Annotated in this window: 17 protein-coding genes; 10 read left to right on the plus strand and 7 right to left on the minus strand. The window is 62.4% G+C overall.

Features of this window, described 5'->3' with window-relative positions:
* Positions 1–405 precede the first annotated feature (405 nt).
* Entirely contained in the window at positions 406–1,077 is a 672-nt protein-coding gene (locus NKJ88_RS22105) for a GntR family transcriptional regulator (protein WP_023816749.1), read from the minus strand.
* Between the two features lie 133 nt (positions 1,078–1,210).
* Here NKJ88_RS22105 and NKJ88_RS22110 point away from each other — a divergent pair, with 133 nt between their 5' ends.
* From NKJ88_RS22110 to NKJ88_RS22145, 8 genes are read left to right on the plus strand one after another with little or no spacing between them, the layout of a single operon-like run.
* Entirely contained in the window at positions 1,211–1,798 is a 588-nt protein-coding gene (locus NKJ88_RS22110; RefSeq protein ID WP_023716181.1) for an amino acid synthesis family protein, read from the plus strand.
* The gene (locus NKJ88_RS22115; RefSeq protein WP_023716180.1) at positions 1,791–3,590 is read left to right on the plus strand and encodes an alpha/beta fold hydrolase; all 1,800 of its coding nucleotides are present in this window, start codon (positions 1,791–1,793) and stop codon (positions 3,588–3,590) included. The genes NKJ88_RS22110 and NKJ88_RS22115 overlap by 8 nt, the downstream gene beginning before the upstream one ends.
* Positions 3,587–4,624, plus strand: a complete 1,038-nt coding sequence (locus NKJ88_RS22120) for an LLM class flavin-dependent oxidoreductase (RefSeq protein WP_023697483.1) — start codon at positions 3,587–3,589, stop codon at positions 4,622–4,624. The genes NKJ88_RS22115 and NKJ88_RS22120 overlap by 4 nt, the downstream gene beginning before the upstream one ends.
* A 10-nt stretch (positions 4,625–4,634) precedes the next feature.
* On the plus strand, positions 4,635–6,104 hold the full coding sequence (locus NKJ88_RS22125; RefSeq protein WP_023825145.1) for an aldehyde dehydrogenase: 1,470 nt from the start codon (positions 4,635–4,637) through the stop codon (positions 6,102–6,104).
* A 60-nt stretch (positions 6,105–6,164) separates the two neighbouring features.
* Complete coding sequence (locus NKJ88_RS22130; RefSeq protein ID WP_023816752.1) at positions 6,165–7,169, plus strand: ABC transporter substrate-binding protein; 1,005 nt, start codon at positions 6,165–6,167, stop codon at positions 7,167–7,169.
* A 59-nt stretch (positions 7,170–7,228) separates the two neighbouring features.
* The gene (locus NKJ88_RS22135) at positions 7,229–8,089 is read left to right on the plus strand and encodes an ABC transporter permease (RefSeq protein ID WP_023825144.1); all 861 of its coding nucleotides are present in this window, start codon (positions 7,229–7,231) and stop codon (positions 8,087–8,089) included.
* A gap of 1 nt (position 8,090) precedes the next feature.
* Positions 8,091–8,891 carry an ABC transporter permease gene (locus tag NKJ88_RS22140; protein ID WP_023825143.1) on the plus strand — a complete coding sequence of 267 codons (801 nt, stop codon included), beginning with the start codon at positions 8,091–8,093 and terminating at the stop codon, positions 8,889–8,891.
* Positions 8,888–9,964, plus strand: coding sequence for an ABC transporter ATP-binding protein (locus NKJ88_RS22145; RefSeq protein WP_023825142.1), 1,077 nt, complete (start codon positions 8,888–8,890; stop codon positions 9,962–9,964). Before NKJ88_RS22140 ends, NKJ88_RS22145 begins: the two co-directional genes overlap by 4 nt.
* 204 nt (positions 9,965–10,168) lie before the next feature.
* On the opposite strand, the gene NKJ88_RS22150 is transcribed toward NKJ88_RS22145, so the two are convergent.
* Together NKJ88_RS22150 and NKJ88_RS22155 are read right to left on the minus strand one after the other, a co-directional pair.
* On the minus strand, positions 10,169–10,414 hold the full coding sequence (locus tag NKJ88_RS22150; protein WP_023804518.1) for a hypothetical protein: 246 nt from the start codon (positions 10,412–10,414) through the stop codon (positions 10,169–10,171).
* Positions 10,415–10,690: 276 nt separating this feature from the next.
* Positions 10,691–10,981 carry a helix-turn-helix domain-containing protein gene (locus NKJ88_RS22155; protein ID WP_502904764.1) on the minus strand — a complete coding sequence of 97 codons (291 nt, stop codon included), beginning with the start codon at positions 10,979–10,981 and terminating at the stop codon, positions 10,691–10,693.
* A gap of 111 nt (positions 10,982–11,092) precedes the next feature.
* Here NKJ88_RS22155 and NKJ88_RS22160 point away from each other — a divergent pair, with 111 nt between their 5' ends.
* Complete coding sequence (locus NKJ88_RS22160) at positions 11,093–11,605, plus strand: helix-turn-helix domain-containing protein (RefSeq protein WP_245260152.1); 513 nt, start codon at positions 11,093–11,095, stop codon at positions 11,603–11,605.
* A 16-nt stretch (positions 11,606–11,621) separates the two neighbouring features.
* Here the strand turns inward: NKJ88_RS22160 and NKJ88_RS22165 are convergent, their stop codons facing one another.
* From NKJ88_RS22165 to NKJ88_RS22180, 4 genes are all read right to left on the minus strand, one after another.
* A complete protein-coding gene (locus tag NKJ88_RS22165) occupies positions 11,622–12,875 on the minus strand; it encodes a CapA family protein (protein WP_023731779.1) in 1,254 nt (417 codons plus the stop codon).
* Between the two features lie 74 nt (positions 12,876–12,949).
* Positions 12,950–13,798: a transporter substrate-binding domain-containing protein gene (locus NKJ88_RS22170; RefSeq protein ID WP_023829978.1), complete on the minus strand. Its 849-nt coding sequence runs from the start codon at positions 13,796–13,798 to the stop codon at positions 12,950–12,952.
* A 50-nt stretch (positions 13,799–13,848) separates the two neighbouring features.
* Complete coding sequence (locus tag NKJ88_RS22175; protein ID WP_023825140.1) at positions 13,849–14,598, minus strand: ABC transporter permease; 750 nt, start codon at positions 14,596–14,598, stop codon at positions 13,849–13,851.
* Between the two features lie 12 nt (positions 14,599–14,610).
* Positions 14,611–15,270 (minus strand): ABC transporter permease, encoded by a 660-nt coding sequence (locus NKJ88_RS22180; RefSeq protein ID WP_023683618.1) that lies wholly within the window; start codon positions 15,268–15,270, stop codon positions 14,611–14,613.
* 269 nt (positions 15,271–15,539) lie between these two features.
* On the opposite strand from NKJ88_RS22180, the gene NKJ88_RS22185 reads away from it, so the two are divergent.
* The coding region (locus NKJ88_RS22185; RefSeq protein ID WP_352445481.1) for a LysR family transcriptional regulator at positions 15,540–15,939 on the plus strand (400 nt) is incomplete at its 3' end.

A 15,939-nucleotide genomic window follows, 5' to 3' on the forward strand; every position in this document is an offset into this window, starting at 1 on the left:
TGGAAGGAGGCGTTGACGAATGGCAGGTTGTTATTCGAGGAGGAGTGACACTCCTCCTGGAGCTGTAAACAACGTCATGGAATGACCGCTCTTCGGCTGCGTGGCTCCACAAGCTGCCGATCCGCTACCGGCCCTGTTCCAGCCGTCAAGGTGCCGGCCGGTAAGAGCGCCCGCTAAACTTGGCCGTCAAAGCAGCGTATTCGTCAGTTGACAAGGCAAACTTCGCTCGATGACCGTGAACTCGAACGGCAGCTTACCGACGAGCGCTTCCTAGAAGCAGACCGTCCGGATACGGCTCCGAAGCTGCCGGACCGCTTTGCGGGTCATCTCAGTCGTTCGTTGCCGGGAAGCAGACATTTTCTGCAAGGCGCTTCGAAGGGTTGGATAGGCTAGGCTCACGCGGACCTAGACCAGGCGAAGTTTATCTCGAGCGATCTGCCACGCCGATTCGACATGTCGCCGTGCCGCCGCTTCCGCTTCATCGGGCTTGCGCGCCCTTATCGCATCCATGATCTCATTCATCTCGGTGATCGCCGCTTCGCGCCGGTTGGTCGAGACGATGGTCATCGAACGAAGCTGGTTGATGCGGACATTCAGCCCGGAGACGATTTCCCAGGCGACACGCTTGTCGGCGGCCTCGAACAGCGCCTCGTAGAATTTGGTCGTCGCCCGCATCACCGCAGGCGGCGTCGCCGACGCCCACGCATCGAACAAATCCGCCAGCGCCCCTTCGAGCCTTGCCAACTGCTCGCCGGTGGCCGACAGGGCACAGGCTCGGGCCGCGATGCCTTCAAGCAGAGCCCGAAGTTCGTAGATCTCGTCGGTACGGCCGAGGTCCGGCCTGGCGACGGCCGGCCCATGCCCAGGGATCATCTGCACGAGCCCCTCTGCCTCCAGCTGCCGCAGAACCTCACGCACGACGGAACGGCTGACGCCGAGCTGGTCGCAAAGCGGCCGTTCGACGAGCCTTTCGCCAGGCTGGAAATGGAAATCCATGATCGCTTCGCGCATGCGCTCCAGCGCCAGCGTCCTCAAGGTCTTGGCGCTGCGGTCGATGCGAAGCGTGTCGTCTGGCATGTATGCCTCCTGCGCCCTACCAAAACAGATTCGACGCCCGGTTGACAAGGTACTCGGCGCTCCATAGCATGGTATACCATAAGATGACAGCGGGATTGGACGTCCCGAGGTATCACCTACCCGAGGAAATCCAATGCAGACCGCCATCCGTAAGATCGTGACTTATACCGAGAACACGCTGATCGAAGGCGGCAAGGCCACCCCCCGGCCGCTGCGCCTTATCGGCGTCGCCGCGGTGCTGACCAATCCCTGGGCCGGTCGCGGCTTCACCGACGATCTGTCGCCCCAAATCCGAGCCTGTGCGCCGGTGCTGGGGGAGATCCTGACCCGCGAGATCGTTGCCGTCGCCGGTTCCGGCGAGGCTATCGAGGGCTATGGCAAGGCCGCCATCTGCGGTACGTCGGGCGAGATCGAGCATGCGTCGGCGCTGATCCACACACTCCATTTCGGCAATCATTATCGGCGTGCCGTCGGCGCCAAGACCTATCTTGCCTTCACCAATCTGCGCGGCGGGCCAAACACGCCGATCATGATCCCGCTAATGGATAAGAATGACGAGGGACGGCGCTCGCATTACCTGACCGTGCATTTCCAGATCGGCGATGCGCCGGCGCCGGACGAACTGGTGGTCGCGCTTGGCGCTTCGATCGGCGGTCGCCCGCATCACCGCATCGGCGACCGCTATCAGGACCTCAAGGAGCTTGGGGACGTGCATGGCTGATGCTTCCGCATGGGCTCGACAGGGCACGGCGCCCGACGGCACCGGCTTCATCCGGGCCGGTGTCGGTGCCCCAGTGCTGTTCATCCATGGTGTCGGCATGAACGCTGCGATCTGGCAGCCGCAGCTCGAGCGCATGGCTGGCCGCTTCGACGCGATCGCCATCGACATGCTCGGCCATGGTCAGTCGCCGCTGCCACCGCAAGATCCGGAACTGGCCGATTATGCCGATCAAGCCATTCGCCTCCTCGACCATCTCGGCCTCGACAAGGTATCCGTCGTCGGCCACTCGATGGGTGCACTCGTTGCTCAGGAACTCGCGCTGCGCGCACCGGAGCGCGTCCGCCGCATCGTTTCACTGAATGCCGTGTTCCGGCGTACACCTGAACTGGCCGAAGCCGTTCGCCAGCGCGCGGTGGCGCTCAACGGCCGCAGCGATACGGCCGGCACGGCACGGACCATCGCCCGCTGGTTCGGCGATCCGGTGCCGGTCGAGTTGGAAGCGGCAGCGCAGAAGACGGCATCCGCACTGAGCGCGGTCGACCCGGAAGGCTATGCCCGCACCTATCGCCTGTTCACTCGTGCCGACGGCGATCATGCTGATCGCCTGCCGACGCTGGCCGTGCCGGCCCTGTTCATGACCGGCTCCGAGGACAGGAACTCTTCACCGGCAATGTCAGCCGCGATGGCACGCCTGGCGCCGCATGGCCGCTGCACGGTACTGCCGGGTGAGAAGCACATGATGGCGGTCGCGGCACCGGACCTCACCACGCGCTGCATCGTTGACTTCCTCACCGAGGACGAAGCGACCGAACAAGACGGCCCTGCGCAAGCGAATACCGGGTTCGACAGCGGCGAATTCCGCCGTGCGCTTGGCTCCTTCCTCACCGGCGTCACCATCGTCACCACGATCGGCCCCGAAGGCGAGCCGCGCGGCTTCACCGCCAACTCCTTCACCTCGGTCTCGCTCGATCCGCCGCTGGTGCTGGTCTGCATCGCACACAAGGCGCTTGGCCATCCCGTCTTCGCGACATCGAAGAGCTTCGCCATCAACGTTCTCAACGAGGGTCAAAAGGCAGCGTCCGGCATCTTCGCCTCGAAAGTGGCCGACAAGTTCGCCGCCGTTGCCTGGCGGCCGGGACGGACCGGCAGCCCTGTGCTGGACGGCTCCGTCGCGTCCTTCGACTGTGACATGGAGCGACTGGTCGAGGCCGGCGATCATTCGATCCTCATTGGGCGCGTCCGCGATTTCCAGCACAATTCCTCGCAGCCGCTCGGCTATTGCCGCGGCGCCTATGTCGCACCCGGCCTCAGCCAGGACGCGCTCGCCGCAACCCAACCCGGCACCGATGTTGGCGCCATCCTCGAAAATGGCGGCCGGATCCTGTTCGTGGAAACCGCGGACGGTTTTGAACTGCCGCGTGGCCGGGGATTGGGCTCGGCGGGCGATGGCAATAGCCTCCGAGGGTTGCTTGTGGCAAAGGCCATTGAGGCTCAGCTCGGCTTCCTTTTCGCCGTCTGGGACGATGCCGGAACTGTTTCACGCACGCATGTCTACTATCGTGGCACGTTCGACGTGCCCGCTTCCAGCGATCGCGGCATCCGGCTGATCGAGATCGACGCGATCGAAGGATTGAAGATCGCCGATCCGGCCATCCGCTCGATGCTCGCGCGCTATGTCAGGGAATGCTCGGTGGATGCATTCGGTGTCTATGTCGGCAACAATGTCGAAGGCGAGGTCCGGCCGCTCGCCAGCGCCGGCGCTTCCGCCGTCAATACAGGTGACCAGCGATGAAATTCTCGCTCTTCGTGCACATGGAACGATCGGACCTGGCCAAGCCGCATTCCGAGCTTGTGACCGAGCTAGAAGAACTGGTCCTGCTGGCCGAGCAGGCAGGGTTCGAGACCGCCTGGATCGGCGAGCATCACGGCATGGAATTCACCATCTCGCCGAACCCCTTCATCAACATCGCCTATCTCGCCGCCAAGACCAGCCGCATCCGCCTCGGTACCGGAACCGTGATCGCGCCCTTCTGGCACCCGATCAAGCTTGCCGGCGAAGCCGCGATGGCCGACGTAATCAGCGGCGGCCGGCTCGACATCGGCATCGCGCGCGGCGCCTACAGCTATGAATATCAGCGCATCTTTCCAGGCCTCGACGCCTGGGGGGCCGGCCAGCGCATGCGCGAGATCATACCGGCGATCCGCGGCCTCTGGGACGGCGACTTCGAACTCTCCGGCGAGTTCTGGCAATTCCCGGCCACCACCTCCTCGCCCAAGCCGCTGCAGAAACCCTACCCGCCGATCTGGGTGGCGGCCCGCGACCCGAATTCGCATGATTTCGCCGTCGCCAATGGCTGCAAGGTCCAGGTGACGCCGCTGGCTTCCGGCGATCACGAGGTGACCAGCCTGATGCAGCGCTTTAACGGCGCCTGCACCGCGCATCCCGAGATCGAAAGACCGGAAATCATGCTTTTGATGCACACCTTCGTCGCCGAAGACGCGACCGATGCCGATCGCCTCACCCAGGACCTGTCGACTTTCTACTGCCAGTTCGGCGCCTGGTTCCAGAACAAGAAGCCGGTGCATCAAGGCATATTGGAGCCGCTGACGGCGGATGAGATCGCCGCCATGCCGCAATACGCGCCGGACAAGATCAGGCAGAACCTGGTAATTGGCGAGGCTGATGAGGTCATCGCCCGGCTGAAGGCTTATGAGGCGCTCGGCTACGACCAGTATTCGATCTGGATCGACAGCGGCCTTTCGCACCAGCGCAAGATGAAATCGCTGCAATTGTTCATCGACCGGGTGATGCCGGCCTTCCTCTGATCGCGAGCCCATGACCGACGCTGTTTTCAGGAACTTCATCGACGGCCGCTTCGACGAGCCGTCCGCCACGTTCGACAGCGTCGACCCATCGGCCGGGACGGCCTGGGCCAGGATGCCGGCGGCGAGCGAAGCCGATGTCGACCGTGCCGTCGGGGCGGCGCACCGCGCACTGCGCTCAGACCTATGGCGAAGGATGACTGCGACAGCGCGTGGAAAACTGCTGGTCAAGCTCGGCGACCTCGTCGCCGCCAATGTCGGGCGCCTTGCAGAACTCGAGACGCGCGACACCGGCAAGATCATCCGCGAAACCCGCGCCCAGATCGCCTATGTCGGCGACTACTACCGCTATTATGGCGGGCTTGCCGACAAGCATGAAGGCACGCATGTGCCTGTTGACAAGGCGGATCTCGACGTCACCATACGCAGCGAACCGATCGGCGTCGTTGCCGCGGTGGTGCCGTGGAATTCGCAGCTCTTCCTCTCGGCCGTCAAGCTCGGCCCGGCGCTCGCCGCCGGCTGCACCATCGTGCTCAAGGCCTCCGAAGATGGGCCGGCGCCGCTGCTTGCCTTTGCCGAATTGGTTCATGAGGCCGGCTTTCCAGCCGGTGTCGTCAACATCCTCACCGGCTTTGGCCATGATTGCGGCCGGCGCCTGACCAGCCATCCGCTGGTTTCGCGCGTCGCCTTCACCGGCGGTCCGTCGACGGCGCGCGCCGTCGTCAGGAACACGGCGGAAAACCTTGCCTACACCACGCTCGAACTCGGTGGCAAAAGCCCGGTCGTCGTCTTTGCCGACGCCGACCTCGACAGTGCCGCCAATGCGGTGGTCGCCGGCATTTTCGCGGCGACCGGCCAGAGCTGCGTCGCCGGCTCGCGGCTGCTGGTTGAACGTTCGGTGAAGGATGAATTCCTCGCTCGCCTGAAGCGCAAGGCCGAGGCGATTCGCATCGGCGATCCGCAGGATCCGGCGACCGAAATGGGTCCGCTCGCCACGCTGCGGCAGCGCGACTGGATCGAGAAGGTTGTCGCGGAAAGCCTCACCGCGGGCGGCATGCTGGTCACCGGTGGAACACGGCCAGTCGGCAGCGGCTTCTACTACGCACCGACCATCATCGATGCCGGCGGCAGCGACCTGCCCTGCGTGCGGGAGGAATTGTTCGGACCGGTGCTCAGCGTGCTTGCCTTCGACAGCGAAGCGCAGGCGCTGGCACTCGCCAATGACACTCCGTTCGGCCTGGCTTCCGGCGTGTTCACCAGCAATCTCGGCAAGGCGCATCGCATGGCGCGCGACATCCATGCCGGCGTTGTCTGGGTCAACACCTATCGCGCCGTATCGCCGCTCGTTCCGTTCGGCGGCTACGGTCTGTCGGGCCTCGGCCGCGAAGGCGGTCTCGACGCCATCAGAGACTACACGCGCTCGAAATCCGTATGGATCAACACCTCGGACGAGCCGATCCCCGATCCCTTCGTCATGCGCTGAGTTGCGCAGGACGCAGGTGCACTGAGAAAAACAAGAACAGACCAACAGAGGAGAATGACAATGAAATTGATTTTGACCGGCCTGCTGGCCGGACTGCTCGCGGCGACAGCCGCCAAGGCCGATGAGATGGCGTTCACCAGCTGGGGCGGCACCACGCAGGAGGCGCAGACCAAGTCCTGGGCCGCCCCCTTCGAGGCCAGCTCCAGCATCAAGGTTTTGCAGGATGGACCGACCGACTACGGCAAGCTCAAGGCCATGGTCGACGCCGGCAACGTCACCTGGGATGTCGTCGACGTGGAGATGGATTTCGCCATCAAGGCCGCCAAGGACGGACTGCTCGAGCCGATCGACTATGCGGTCGTGCCCAAGACCGATCTCGACCCGCGCTTCAGCAATGAGCATGCCGTCGGCAGCTTCTACTATTCCTTCGTGCTCGCCTGGAACAAGGGCGCGGTCGCGAGCGAACCGGCCGGCTGGGCCGACATGTTCGACACCAAGAAGTTTCCCGGCAAGCGGACCTTCTACAAATGGTCGGCGCCGGGCGTGATCGAGATCGCTCTGCTGGCCGACGGCGTGCCGGCGGACAAGCTCTATCCGCTCGACCTCGACCGTGCCTTCAAGAAGCTCGACACCATCAAGTCCGACATCGTCTGGTGGGGCGGCGGCGCCGAGTCGCAGCAGTTGATCGCCTCGGGCGAGGCCGCCTTCGGGCAATTGTGGAACGGGCGCGTCTTCGCCCTTCAGCAGGACGGCACCGATGTCGGCGTCTCCTGGAACCAGAACCTCACCGCCGCCGACGTGCTCGTCGTGCCGAAGGGTACCAAGAACAAGGCCAGCGCGATGAAGTTCCTTGCCGCCGCCACCAGCCCGACCGGCCAAGCGAAATTCGCCGAAGCAAGCGGCTATGCGCCCATCAACACCAAGGCCAAGGCGGAGATGCCGGCCGATTCCGTCAAGGCCCTGCCAGATGCCCATGTCGAGGGCCAGATCAACCTGGACATGAACTACTGGGCCGAGCATCGCGACGAGATCGCGACGCGCTGGTATGCCTGGCAGACCAAGTAACGCCGTTGCAGACCGACGGGGCGCGGCTTGCGCGCCCCGTTTCGAGACAGGACCGCTCGATGCAAGGAAATTCTCCTAGACGCGGCTCGATCGTCGGCCTGCCGACCGGCAGTGGCAGCGCCTTGCCGGCCCTGCTCCTGGTCGGGCTGTTCTTTATCGTGCCGGTGGTCGCCCTGCTGCTGCGCAGCGTCACCGATCCCGAACCGGGCTTACAGAACTACGCGGCGCTGTTCGGCAGCGGCACCTATGTGCGGGTGTTCCTCAACACCTTCCTGGTTGCATCGGTCGTAACCGCCGTCACCATCCTGGTGGCGTTCCCCGTCGCCTGGATGCTGGCGATCATGCCGCCCGCCCTGGGCTCGATCGTCTTCGGCATCATCATCCTGTCTATGTGGACGAACCTTCTTACCCGCACCTATGCGTGGATGGTGCTGCTGCAGCGCACCGGTGTCATTAACCGGGCACTGATGGGCCTGGGCATCATTCACGAACCGCTGCCGCTCATCAACAATCTGGCCGGCGTCACCATCGGCATGGTCTACATCATGCTGCCCTTCATGATCCTGCCGCTGGTCGGCACACTGAGGTCGATAGACCCGATGACGCTGCGCGCGGCAGCCCTTTGCGGCGCAAGCGCGTTCGAGGCCTTCCGCCGCATCATGTTGCCGCTGTCGCTTCCCGGCGTCGCTGCTGGCGGCCTGATGGTCTTCGTCATGTCGCTTGGCTACTTCGTCACCCCGGCCCTGCTCGGTGGCACATCGAACATGATGCTGGCCGAGATGATCGCCCAGACGGTGCAGTCGCTGCTCAACTGGGGGCTCGGCAGTGCGGCCGCCTTTGTCCTGCTTGCCGTCACCATGGCGCTCTACGCGATCCAGTTTCGCCTGGTTGGGGCCAGGCGCGCCGGGGGAGGGACCTGACATGCTGCTCGACTATGAACGGCTCGGATGGCTGCGGATGGTGCTTGGCGGCTTCACGGCGGCCGTCACGGCTTTCCTGCTGCTGCCGGTGGTCTTCATCGTGCTCCTGTCATTCGGCTCGTCGCGCTGGCTGGCCTTTCCGCCACCCGGCTGGACGCTGAAATGGTATCAGCAATTACTGGGCGACCCGACCTGGATCGATGCCGCTCTGACCAGTGCCCGAATTGCCGCCATGGCCGCTATCCTCGCCGTCATCATCGGCCTGTTCGCCTCCTTCAGCCTGGTCAGGGGTGAGTTTCGCGGACGCCAGGTCCTGCGCGGCTTGCTGTTGACGCCGATGGTGCTGCCGGTGGTCGTTTTCGCCATCGCCATCTACGCCTTCTTCCTGCGCATCGGCCTTGCCGGCACCACGGTCGGCTTCGTCATCGCCCACACCATCTTGGCGCTGCCTTTCGCCATCATTCCGATCACGGCCGCGCTCGAGGGTTTTGACAAATCCATCGAGGACGCGGCCATCGTCTGCGGCGCCAGCCCGCTGCAGGCGAGGCTTAGGATCACCTTGCCGTCGATCAGGATCGGCATCTTCTCGGCGGCGATCTTCTCTTTCCTGGCCTCATGGGACGAGGTCGTGGTGGCGATCTTCATGGCGAGCCCGAGCTTGCAAACCTTGCCGGTGAAAATCTGGGGCAGCCTGCGCGCCGACCTCAGCCCGGTCGTCGCCGCCGCCTCCAGCCTGCTTGTCGGCTTGACCTTGTGCCTGATGATCGTGACCGCACTCCTTCGCAGAAAATTGTCCAGATGATCCCTCCCTTCCTGTCCATACGCGCAGTAAGAAAGACGTTCGGTGCCTTCGTCGCCGTCCACGACGTCACCATCGATGTGCCCAAGGGCGAGTTCCTGACGTTCCTCGGCCCGTCGGGCTCCGGCAAGTCGACCACGCTGTACGCCATCGCCGGTTTCCAGGATCCGAGCTCGGGCGATGTGCTCCTGGAGGACAGATCGCTGCTTTCGGTGCCGTCGCACAAGCGCAACATCGGCATGGTGTTCCAGCGCTACACCCTTTTTCCGCATCTGAGCGTCGCCGAGAACGTCGCCTTTCCGCTGCGCGTGCGCCGCCGGCCCGACGGTGAGGTCAAGCGCAAGGTTGCCGACATGCTGGCGCTGGTGCGCCTCGAAAACTTCGCCGACCGCCATCCGGGCGCGCTGTCTGGCGGCCAGCAGCAGCGCGTGGCGCTTGCACGCGCGCTGGCCTACGACCCACCGATCCTCTTGATGGACGAACCGCTGTCGGCACTCGACAAGAAGTTGCGCCAGGAGATCCAGGCCGAGATCCGCCGCATCCACCGCGAGACAGGCGTCACGATCCTCTATGTCACGCATGACCAGGAGGAGGCGCTGCATCTTTCGGATCGCATCGCTCTGTTCAGGGAAGGCCGTATCGAACAGATCGGCACCGGTGAGGATCTTTACCTCCGGCCGGCGAGCGAGTTTGTCGCCGGCTTCATCGGCAACTCGAATTTCCTGCCGGCCGAGCATCTGCTAACCGCAGGTGGCGCGTCGACGGTCCGCCTGGCCGACGGCTCGATCGTGACCGGCGTAAAGACGACAACATCCTTTGGTCAAGGTCAAAAGGTGCGCCTGATGGTACGCCCCGAAGCCTTCCGCCTGACGCCCGGGCCAGCGAGCGCAGCACTCGGCGTCGAGATCGTCGATACCGCCTTCTTCGGCGACCGCCGGCGCATCGTGGCGCGCACGGCGGCCGGAGAAGATATCGACGTCAGGCCAACCTCCGATGCAGAGGAAGCGGACAGCGCCATCGCACCGGGTCAACGCATTTTCTTCGATCCTGCCTCGGCATTCCTGTTCCCTGGCTAGGGCTTGGATTGCGCCCTGTCAGGTCGATTCCATTGCGGCATGAAAGTCCGCTTGTGAAAATTCGTGCTTAGAAGCTGACAGTCCCCTTTCGGCCCCTTTTCAGTCGTTCAATGTCACCTGTGCGGATGGCCGCACCTAGTGCAAAAAGCAAGCGGGACGTCGGCGATGAGATTTAGACGATCGCTCGAAGCTGCGCGTTGTTCGCTATTGCCGTTTGGCCAAGCGCACGCCAGCGCCACCGCCGTTTTCCGAAATGAACTCGATGCCCGCCCTTTCCAGGGCACCACGGATCGCATTCCGATTTGCTATTGTGATTGGAGGGACGCCATCCGCAGCTTCTGCGCGCCTAACTGTGGCTACTCCCACGCTCGCCGCATCGGCCAAATCTTCGGCACTCCAACGTATTAATCCTCGCGCTCCTCTGATCTGGGCGCCCATAATTTCTTTCATATCATCTAATTTCAAGTTGATCACTTATGGCTCATGTGATATGAAATCGCTCACATAGTTTTTCTGCTTCCAAAGTTTCATAGGAGCAGGGGCTCACATTTGGACTCGGCTGAGGACGTGCGTCGGGGAGTCATCCCAGCCTGACCACAACCAAGCTTCAGGAAACTCGGATCATGGCTGATTCCGACAATACCACGACTTTGCCTCTCGTCACCCGCCGGAGGGTAGTTGTGGCGGTTGCAGCTGCGAGAACCTGTCCTTCCGCCAACGGGACATTCAAGCCTGAGGATCTAAGAGCCGAACACCTTCACCCTTTTGACCAGCGGATAAGAATTCGACACCCGCCTTTATCAGGGCCGCCTCAATGGCCTGCAAAGTGCTGATCCGGGAATCTACCTTGCCGTTTTCCAACCGGGTCAGAGCGTTCAGCGACACGATTGCCTTGTCCGCAAGCTCCTGCTGCGACCAACCAAGCAAAGCTCGTGCGGCTCGAATCTGTCGTGGACTGACCATGAGGCCACAATCGGCAGGCAGATTTTCTTTGCCACCAATAGGGTCATTTTGCACCCCATAAGGTATTTAAAATGGCGAGTCGACCTGCAGATCACATCGGTGCGGAGAGCCCGGCGCGTGGCGACAGACTCTCTGTCCGGCTGACTAATGGAGGATCGAAAGGCCTTGTTGAAACCGCAACGCTCAGTCCTCCTTCGGACGGGGCCGAAGCCGAAGATCGAAAGCGACCCGCATCCCGCCGATCAGCATGTCGGCAGGCAGATTGCGACGGTTCGCGTCCAATCGGACGTATCGCAAGCCCAGCTTGCCCGATCCATCGGCATCAGTTTCCAGCAGCTGCAGAAATACGAGAACGCGCGCAATCGCGTGAGCGCGTCGATGCTCTACGAGATCGCCAGTTCGCTCGGCGTTCCTGTCGGCCGCTTCTTTGAAGGCCTGCCGGGAAACGATGAAACCCGCGTCGAGGCGCGGCCCCTGCCGGTCGATGAGCGCCTGGATTTCATTGCCAGCGCGGAGGGTCGGCGACTGATTGAAGGGCTAGTGAAACTTCCGCCGCGTGTGCGCGGTCGCGTCTCGTCCCTGATCGCGGCGTTAGGAGAAGAACTGGCCCAGCTAGACACAAAGGCAGATAGCGAGACGGGCGGCGAGTCCCCGCCGGCGGAATGCAAGACGGTGTGAGCGGTCGGTCGGGCCGTCAGCCGAATTTTCGTGCAGCGGGCAGGGCGATGCGGCCGCAAGTCGGGGACACTTCGATTTCGACGCCGAACGCCCGCGATCGGGTCGCGAATCCCTCGAGGATGTCTCGCGCCGCGCTTCCAGCGACGGCGACGGGTACCAATCTGCCCGTTGCTGATCCGAGAGACTGAGCTTTCGCGCCGATCACGACGGGCAGGAGGTCTATTCCTGCGAGGTTTCCGCTCCCATCATAGCGGCAGGCCGCGACGATGCTTTGCCAGACTTCCGGTGGATCCCATTCGGTTTCCTTCGGGTGGACGTGGAAAAGGAAATTTCCGAGGCCGTAGAAGATCGGCGAGCCATTGTAGATTTCCACTGCCTGCAGCACCGGAGCACCGTGGCTGACGAACAGGTTGGCGCCGGCGTCGATGCACATCCTGGCAAAGGCCTGCACCCAGCGCGGCACGTTCTGCCAACCTGGTTCCCAATGATGGTGGTGCAGATAGGCAATGACGAAATCGCCTTGTGCCGCGGCGTGCCGGATGGCGGACAGATGGATGGCTGCGCTCTGCTGGTCGACTTCGATGAGGCGGCCGAAATCGGCGGCTTGCGTGAACACGGTGCCGTAGAAATTGATCTCCTTGCCGGCTGCCACCTCTACCGGGTCCTCCGGTTGCGCATAGTTGGCCAGTTCAAACGGGGAGCTTTGCAAATGGGCGCCCAGCCTTGCCAGTCTGCTGAAATGTCCGTCCGGCACCCCCATCTTGCGAACGGTGCTCAGGCGATTGACGCCCGGCCGAGCCGGCCGGAAGGCCGTACGGTCTTCGGCATACATGTTGGTCGGGCCAGGGCCTGCATCCATCGCAAGAAGTGCGACCTCGCGCGCGCCCAGCTGGCGGCGGCCCGGTTTCCTCGCATCCGTCTCGTCGGCCCCGATGCCGGCATGGAGGAAGCCCCGCGCTTCCACCTCCTCCAGCGTCGACAGGATGCCGCCAACGCCGAGATCGAAGGCGTGGTTGTTTGCGAGCGCAAGCGCGTTGAAACCGTTCGCCTGCAATGCGTCGAGCACTTCAGCCCTGGAATATCCGAAGTATTTGCCCTTGGTCGGCCACCCGCCGTGCTTGCCCAGGATCGTCGACTCGAAGTTGGTGAAGACGACGTCGCCTTGTCGCAGGAAGTCCGTAACCGCGATGAAGCGTTCGTCTTTGATGTCACGGATATCGTGCTTGATCAGGGATTGGCCGGTAACGACCGCGCAGAACTGGTCTTTCATGGGGCTCGCCTTGAAGGAGGGGAGGGCGCTGGCATTCCGACCGGCGCCACGTCAATGTCGAAGTCGGTTGCTGCCTATTGCGCGACTGCAGGCGAGATATCGCTTTTGAACCATTTCAGGCTCAGCGCCTTGATCGTCCCATCCTTGGTGGCCGCGTCGATGGCCGCGTTGAACCTGGCGAGCAACTCCGTATCGTCTTTGCGCAGACCTGCGCCGACGCCCGGCCCCCAGAGCCCGCCATTCAGTTCAGGGCCGAAAAACACCACATCCGAGCCGGAAGGCGTCTCCAGAAAATCGCGCCACGTGAAATAGTCGGCCAGACCGCCGTCGATGCGACCTGCAGCAAGATCGAGCTTCATGTTGTCCTGGCTGTCATAACTGCGGATGGTCACGACATCGCCCAGCATTTCCTTCACCACTGCTTCCGAATTCGACGAGCGCAGGGCCCCGATCGCCCTGCCGGCGAGTGTCGATCTGAGGCGCTCGATGGTCGCCTTTTCCTTGTCGCCGATGGTCGAAAGGTTGACCTTCTGCTTGATGTCGCCGGCGTCGAGGCCCAGGTCCTTGCGCACAACGAACTGGTTGAAGCCGGTGGCGTAGGGGATCGAGAACGCGATCGACTGCTTGCGTTTTTCCGTGATCGCCATGCCGGACATGATGACGTCGAACTTGCCGACAAGCAGTGCCGGGATGATCCCGTCCCAATCCTGCGGGACGAAGGTACATTTGATCTCGATGCGACGGCACAGTTCCAGTCCGACATCGATATCGTAGCCATAGAGTTGACCGTTCGCGTCGGTGCTGTCCCAGGGAGGCGAGGCGCCTTCGGAGGCGATCGATATGACGCGCGCGCTTTCGGCGCCAGCGGGGAATGCCGACATCAGGGATGCGACAGAAACAGCAATAGCCAGGGGTATGCGCATGATGCACCTCTTCTTTGGTTTGTGATGGAGGGAGCCCAGAACCTGCGGCGTCAGGGCAGGGGCGTCGTGATCTCTGGATCAGGTAGGGCGGGGCGCAATCGCGCCTTTCGTCGACGCACCGGATGGCCGTCGGCCGAGAGCCATCGCTCCAGCAACTGGATCGCTTTCACCGCGATCGAGGTGAGCGATAGGTAGATCGCTCCGGCGACGACGAAGATCTCGTACGGCGCGAACGTGGTCGACACCATCTGTCTCGCCATCCCGGTGATCTCGAGAAGCGTCACGGTGCTGGCCAGGGACGAGCCCTTGATCATCCCGACGATCTCGTTGCCGTAGGCCGGGAGCGATATCCTGAAAGCGATCGGGAAGGTGACCAGGCGAGCGATCTGGAAGCGTTTCAAGCCCAGAGACGTGGCCGCCTCGGTGACACCCTTAGGCACGGACTGGAGACCACGGCACAGGATTTCGGTGGTGTGTGCCGCGCTGTTCAGCGAAAATGTCAGAAGGGCGCACCAAAAGGGGTCGCGCAGGATCACCCAGAAGATGCTGGCCCGCACCGCCTCGATCTGAGCGAGGCCGTAATAGAGCAGGAAGAGCTGAACAAGCATCGGCGTTCCGCGGATCACATAGGTGTATGAGAGCACTGCGAGCGAGAGGCCGGGGCGTCCGAAAGCGCGCATGAAGGCCAGCGGCACGGACAGAAGAAATCCGGCCGTCAGCGACAACACCGTCAGGATCAATGTAAGACCGATGCCCGAGGGCAAGACAACCAGTGCGTCAAATATCAAGCCGAGGTTCATGGGCCTTCCCTCCTACCGGCCGAGAGCCGGATAGCGCCGCTCAGTCAGCCGGATCGACAGCAACGTGACGGTGGTCAGCGACAGATAGAGAGCGGAGGCCGCAAGGTAGAAGGTCAATGGTGCGCGCAAGGATCCGGCCCCCACATACGCAACGCGCATGATGTCGGTCAGGCCGACGATCGAAACCAGTGCGGTATCCTTGAAGAGCGAAATCCAGAGATTGCCATAGGCAGGCAGCGCCAGCCGCAGCATCTGCGGACCGATGACGAACATCCAGCGCTGCCAGGCGTTCAGCCCAAGCGACTTTGCCGCTTCGGTTTGGCCCGCTGGCACTGCCGCAATCGCGCCGCGAAACACTTCGGTCGCATAACCGCTGAAAATGACCGAGAGCGCGATAACCCCTGCGGTGAATGCGTTCACCTCGACATACCGGCCGGCGATCTTGCTGGCGAGCGTGGTTCCGCCGAAGTAGATGAGCAGGATAACGAGAAGTTCTGGTACACCACGGACGACTGTGGTGTAGGCGGCCACGACCGCGTTGAGGCGCGGCTTTGCCGTGCCCTTCGAAATCGCCAAAAACAGCCCGAATGCCGTACCCAGGCAGCCGCTGACAAGAGCCAGGCTTATGGTCACGGTAAGTGCGACAACAAACTGAGTAGTAAAACCACCCATGGGGCGCTTTCCTCGGCTCGCAATTGCCGCAGGATATGTCGGTCTTTATTGCCGAGACCAAACCATATAACCCAAGGTTGCGAGTTGTTATATTTCTAATGTGGAGTTAACTTGAGATACTGGCCAATTCTAACGCTTGAAATTACACACTCAATCTATAACTTTTATTATTTTATCTATAACGCGTCGTTATATACTGAGGCAGTTCGTTGCTCCCCAGGTTGGCGTTGTCTGCCGCCGGGTGGTTATCAGGGAAAGGCGCGCAGGGAATGGAGTTGTTGCAGAGCGACCTCAAGCTCCGTCAACTGAAGGTCTTCCGGGAAGTGTTGCGGGCCGGTTCGACAAGGCGGGCGGCGGCAGCGCTCGGGATAAGCCAGCCGGCCGTCAGTCAACATGTGAAGCAACTCGAGACCACGCTCGGCATCACACTGTTCAAGCGATCAGCCAACCGCATCGTCCCCTTGCAGGAAGCTTGGGAGCTTCTGCGAAACGTAGAACTTGCCCTGACGTCCCTGGATCGGCTGGAAGCGTCGATCTTCGCGATGAAGAACGAGGAAAAGCAGCGGATCGCGATTGCCGCGCCTTCTGTTTTCGGTTTCGTGACCTTGCCCAAGGTCGTGGCGATTATCCGCTCACAGACCGCTTCGAATGTCCGGTCGATTTCTGGAA

Origin of the sequence: Mesorhizobium sp. M0016 (genome assembly GCF_040324035.1) — a bacterium.
GTDB lineage: Bacteria > Pseudomonadota > Alphaproteobacteria > Rhizobiales > Rhizobiaceae > Mesorhizobium.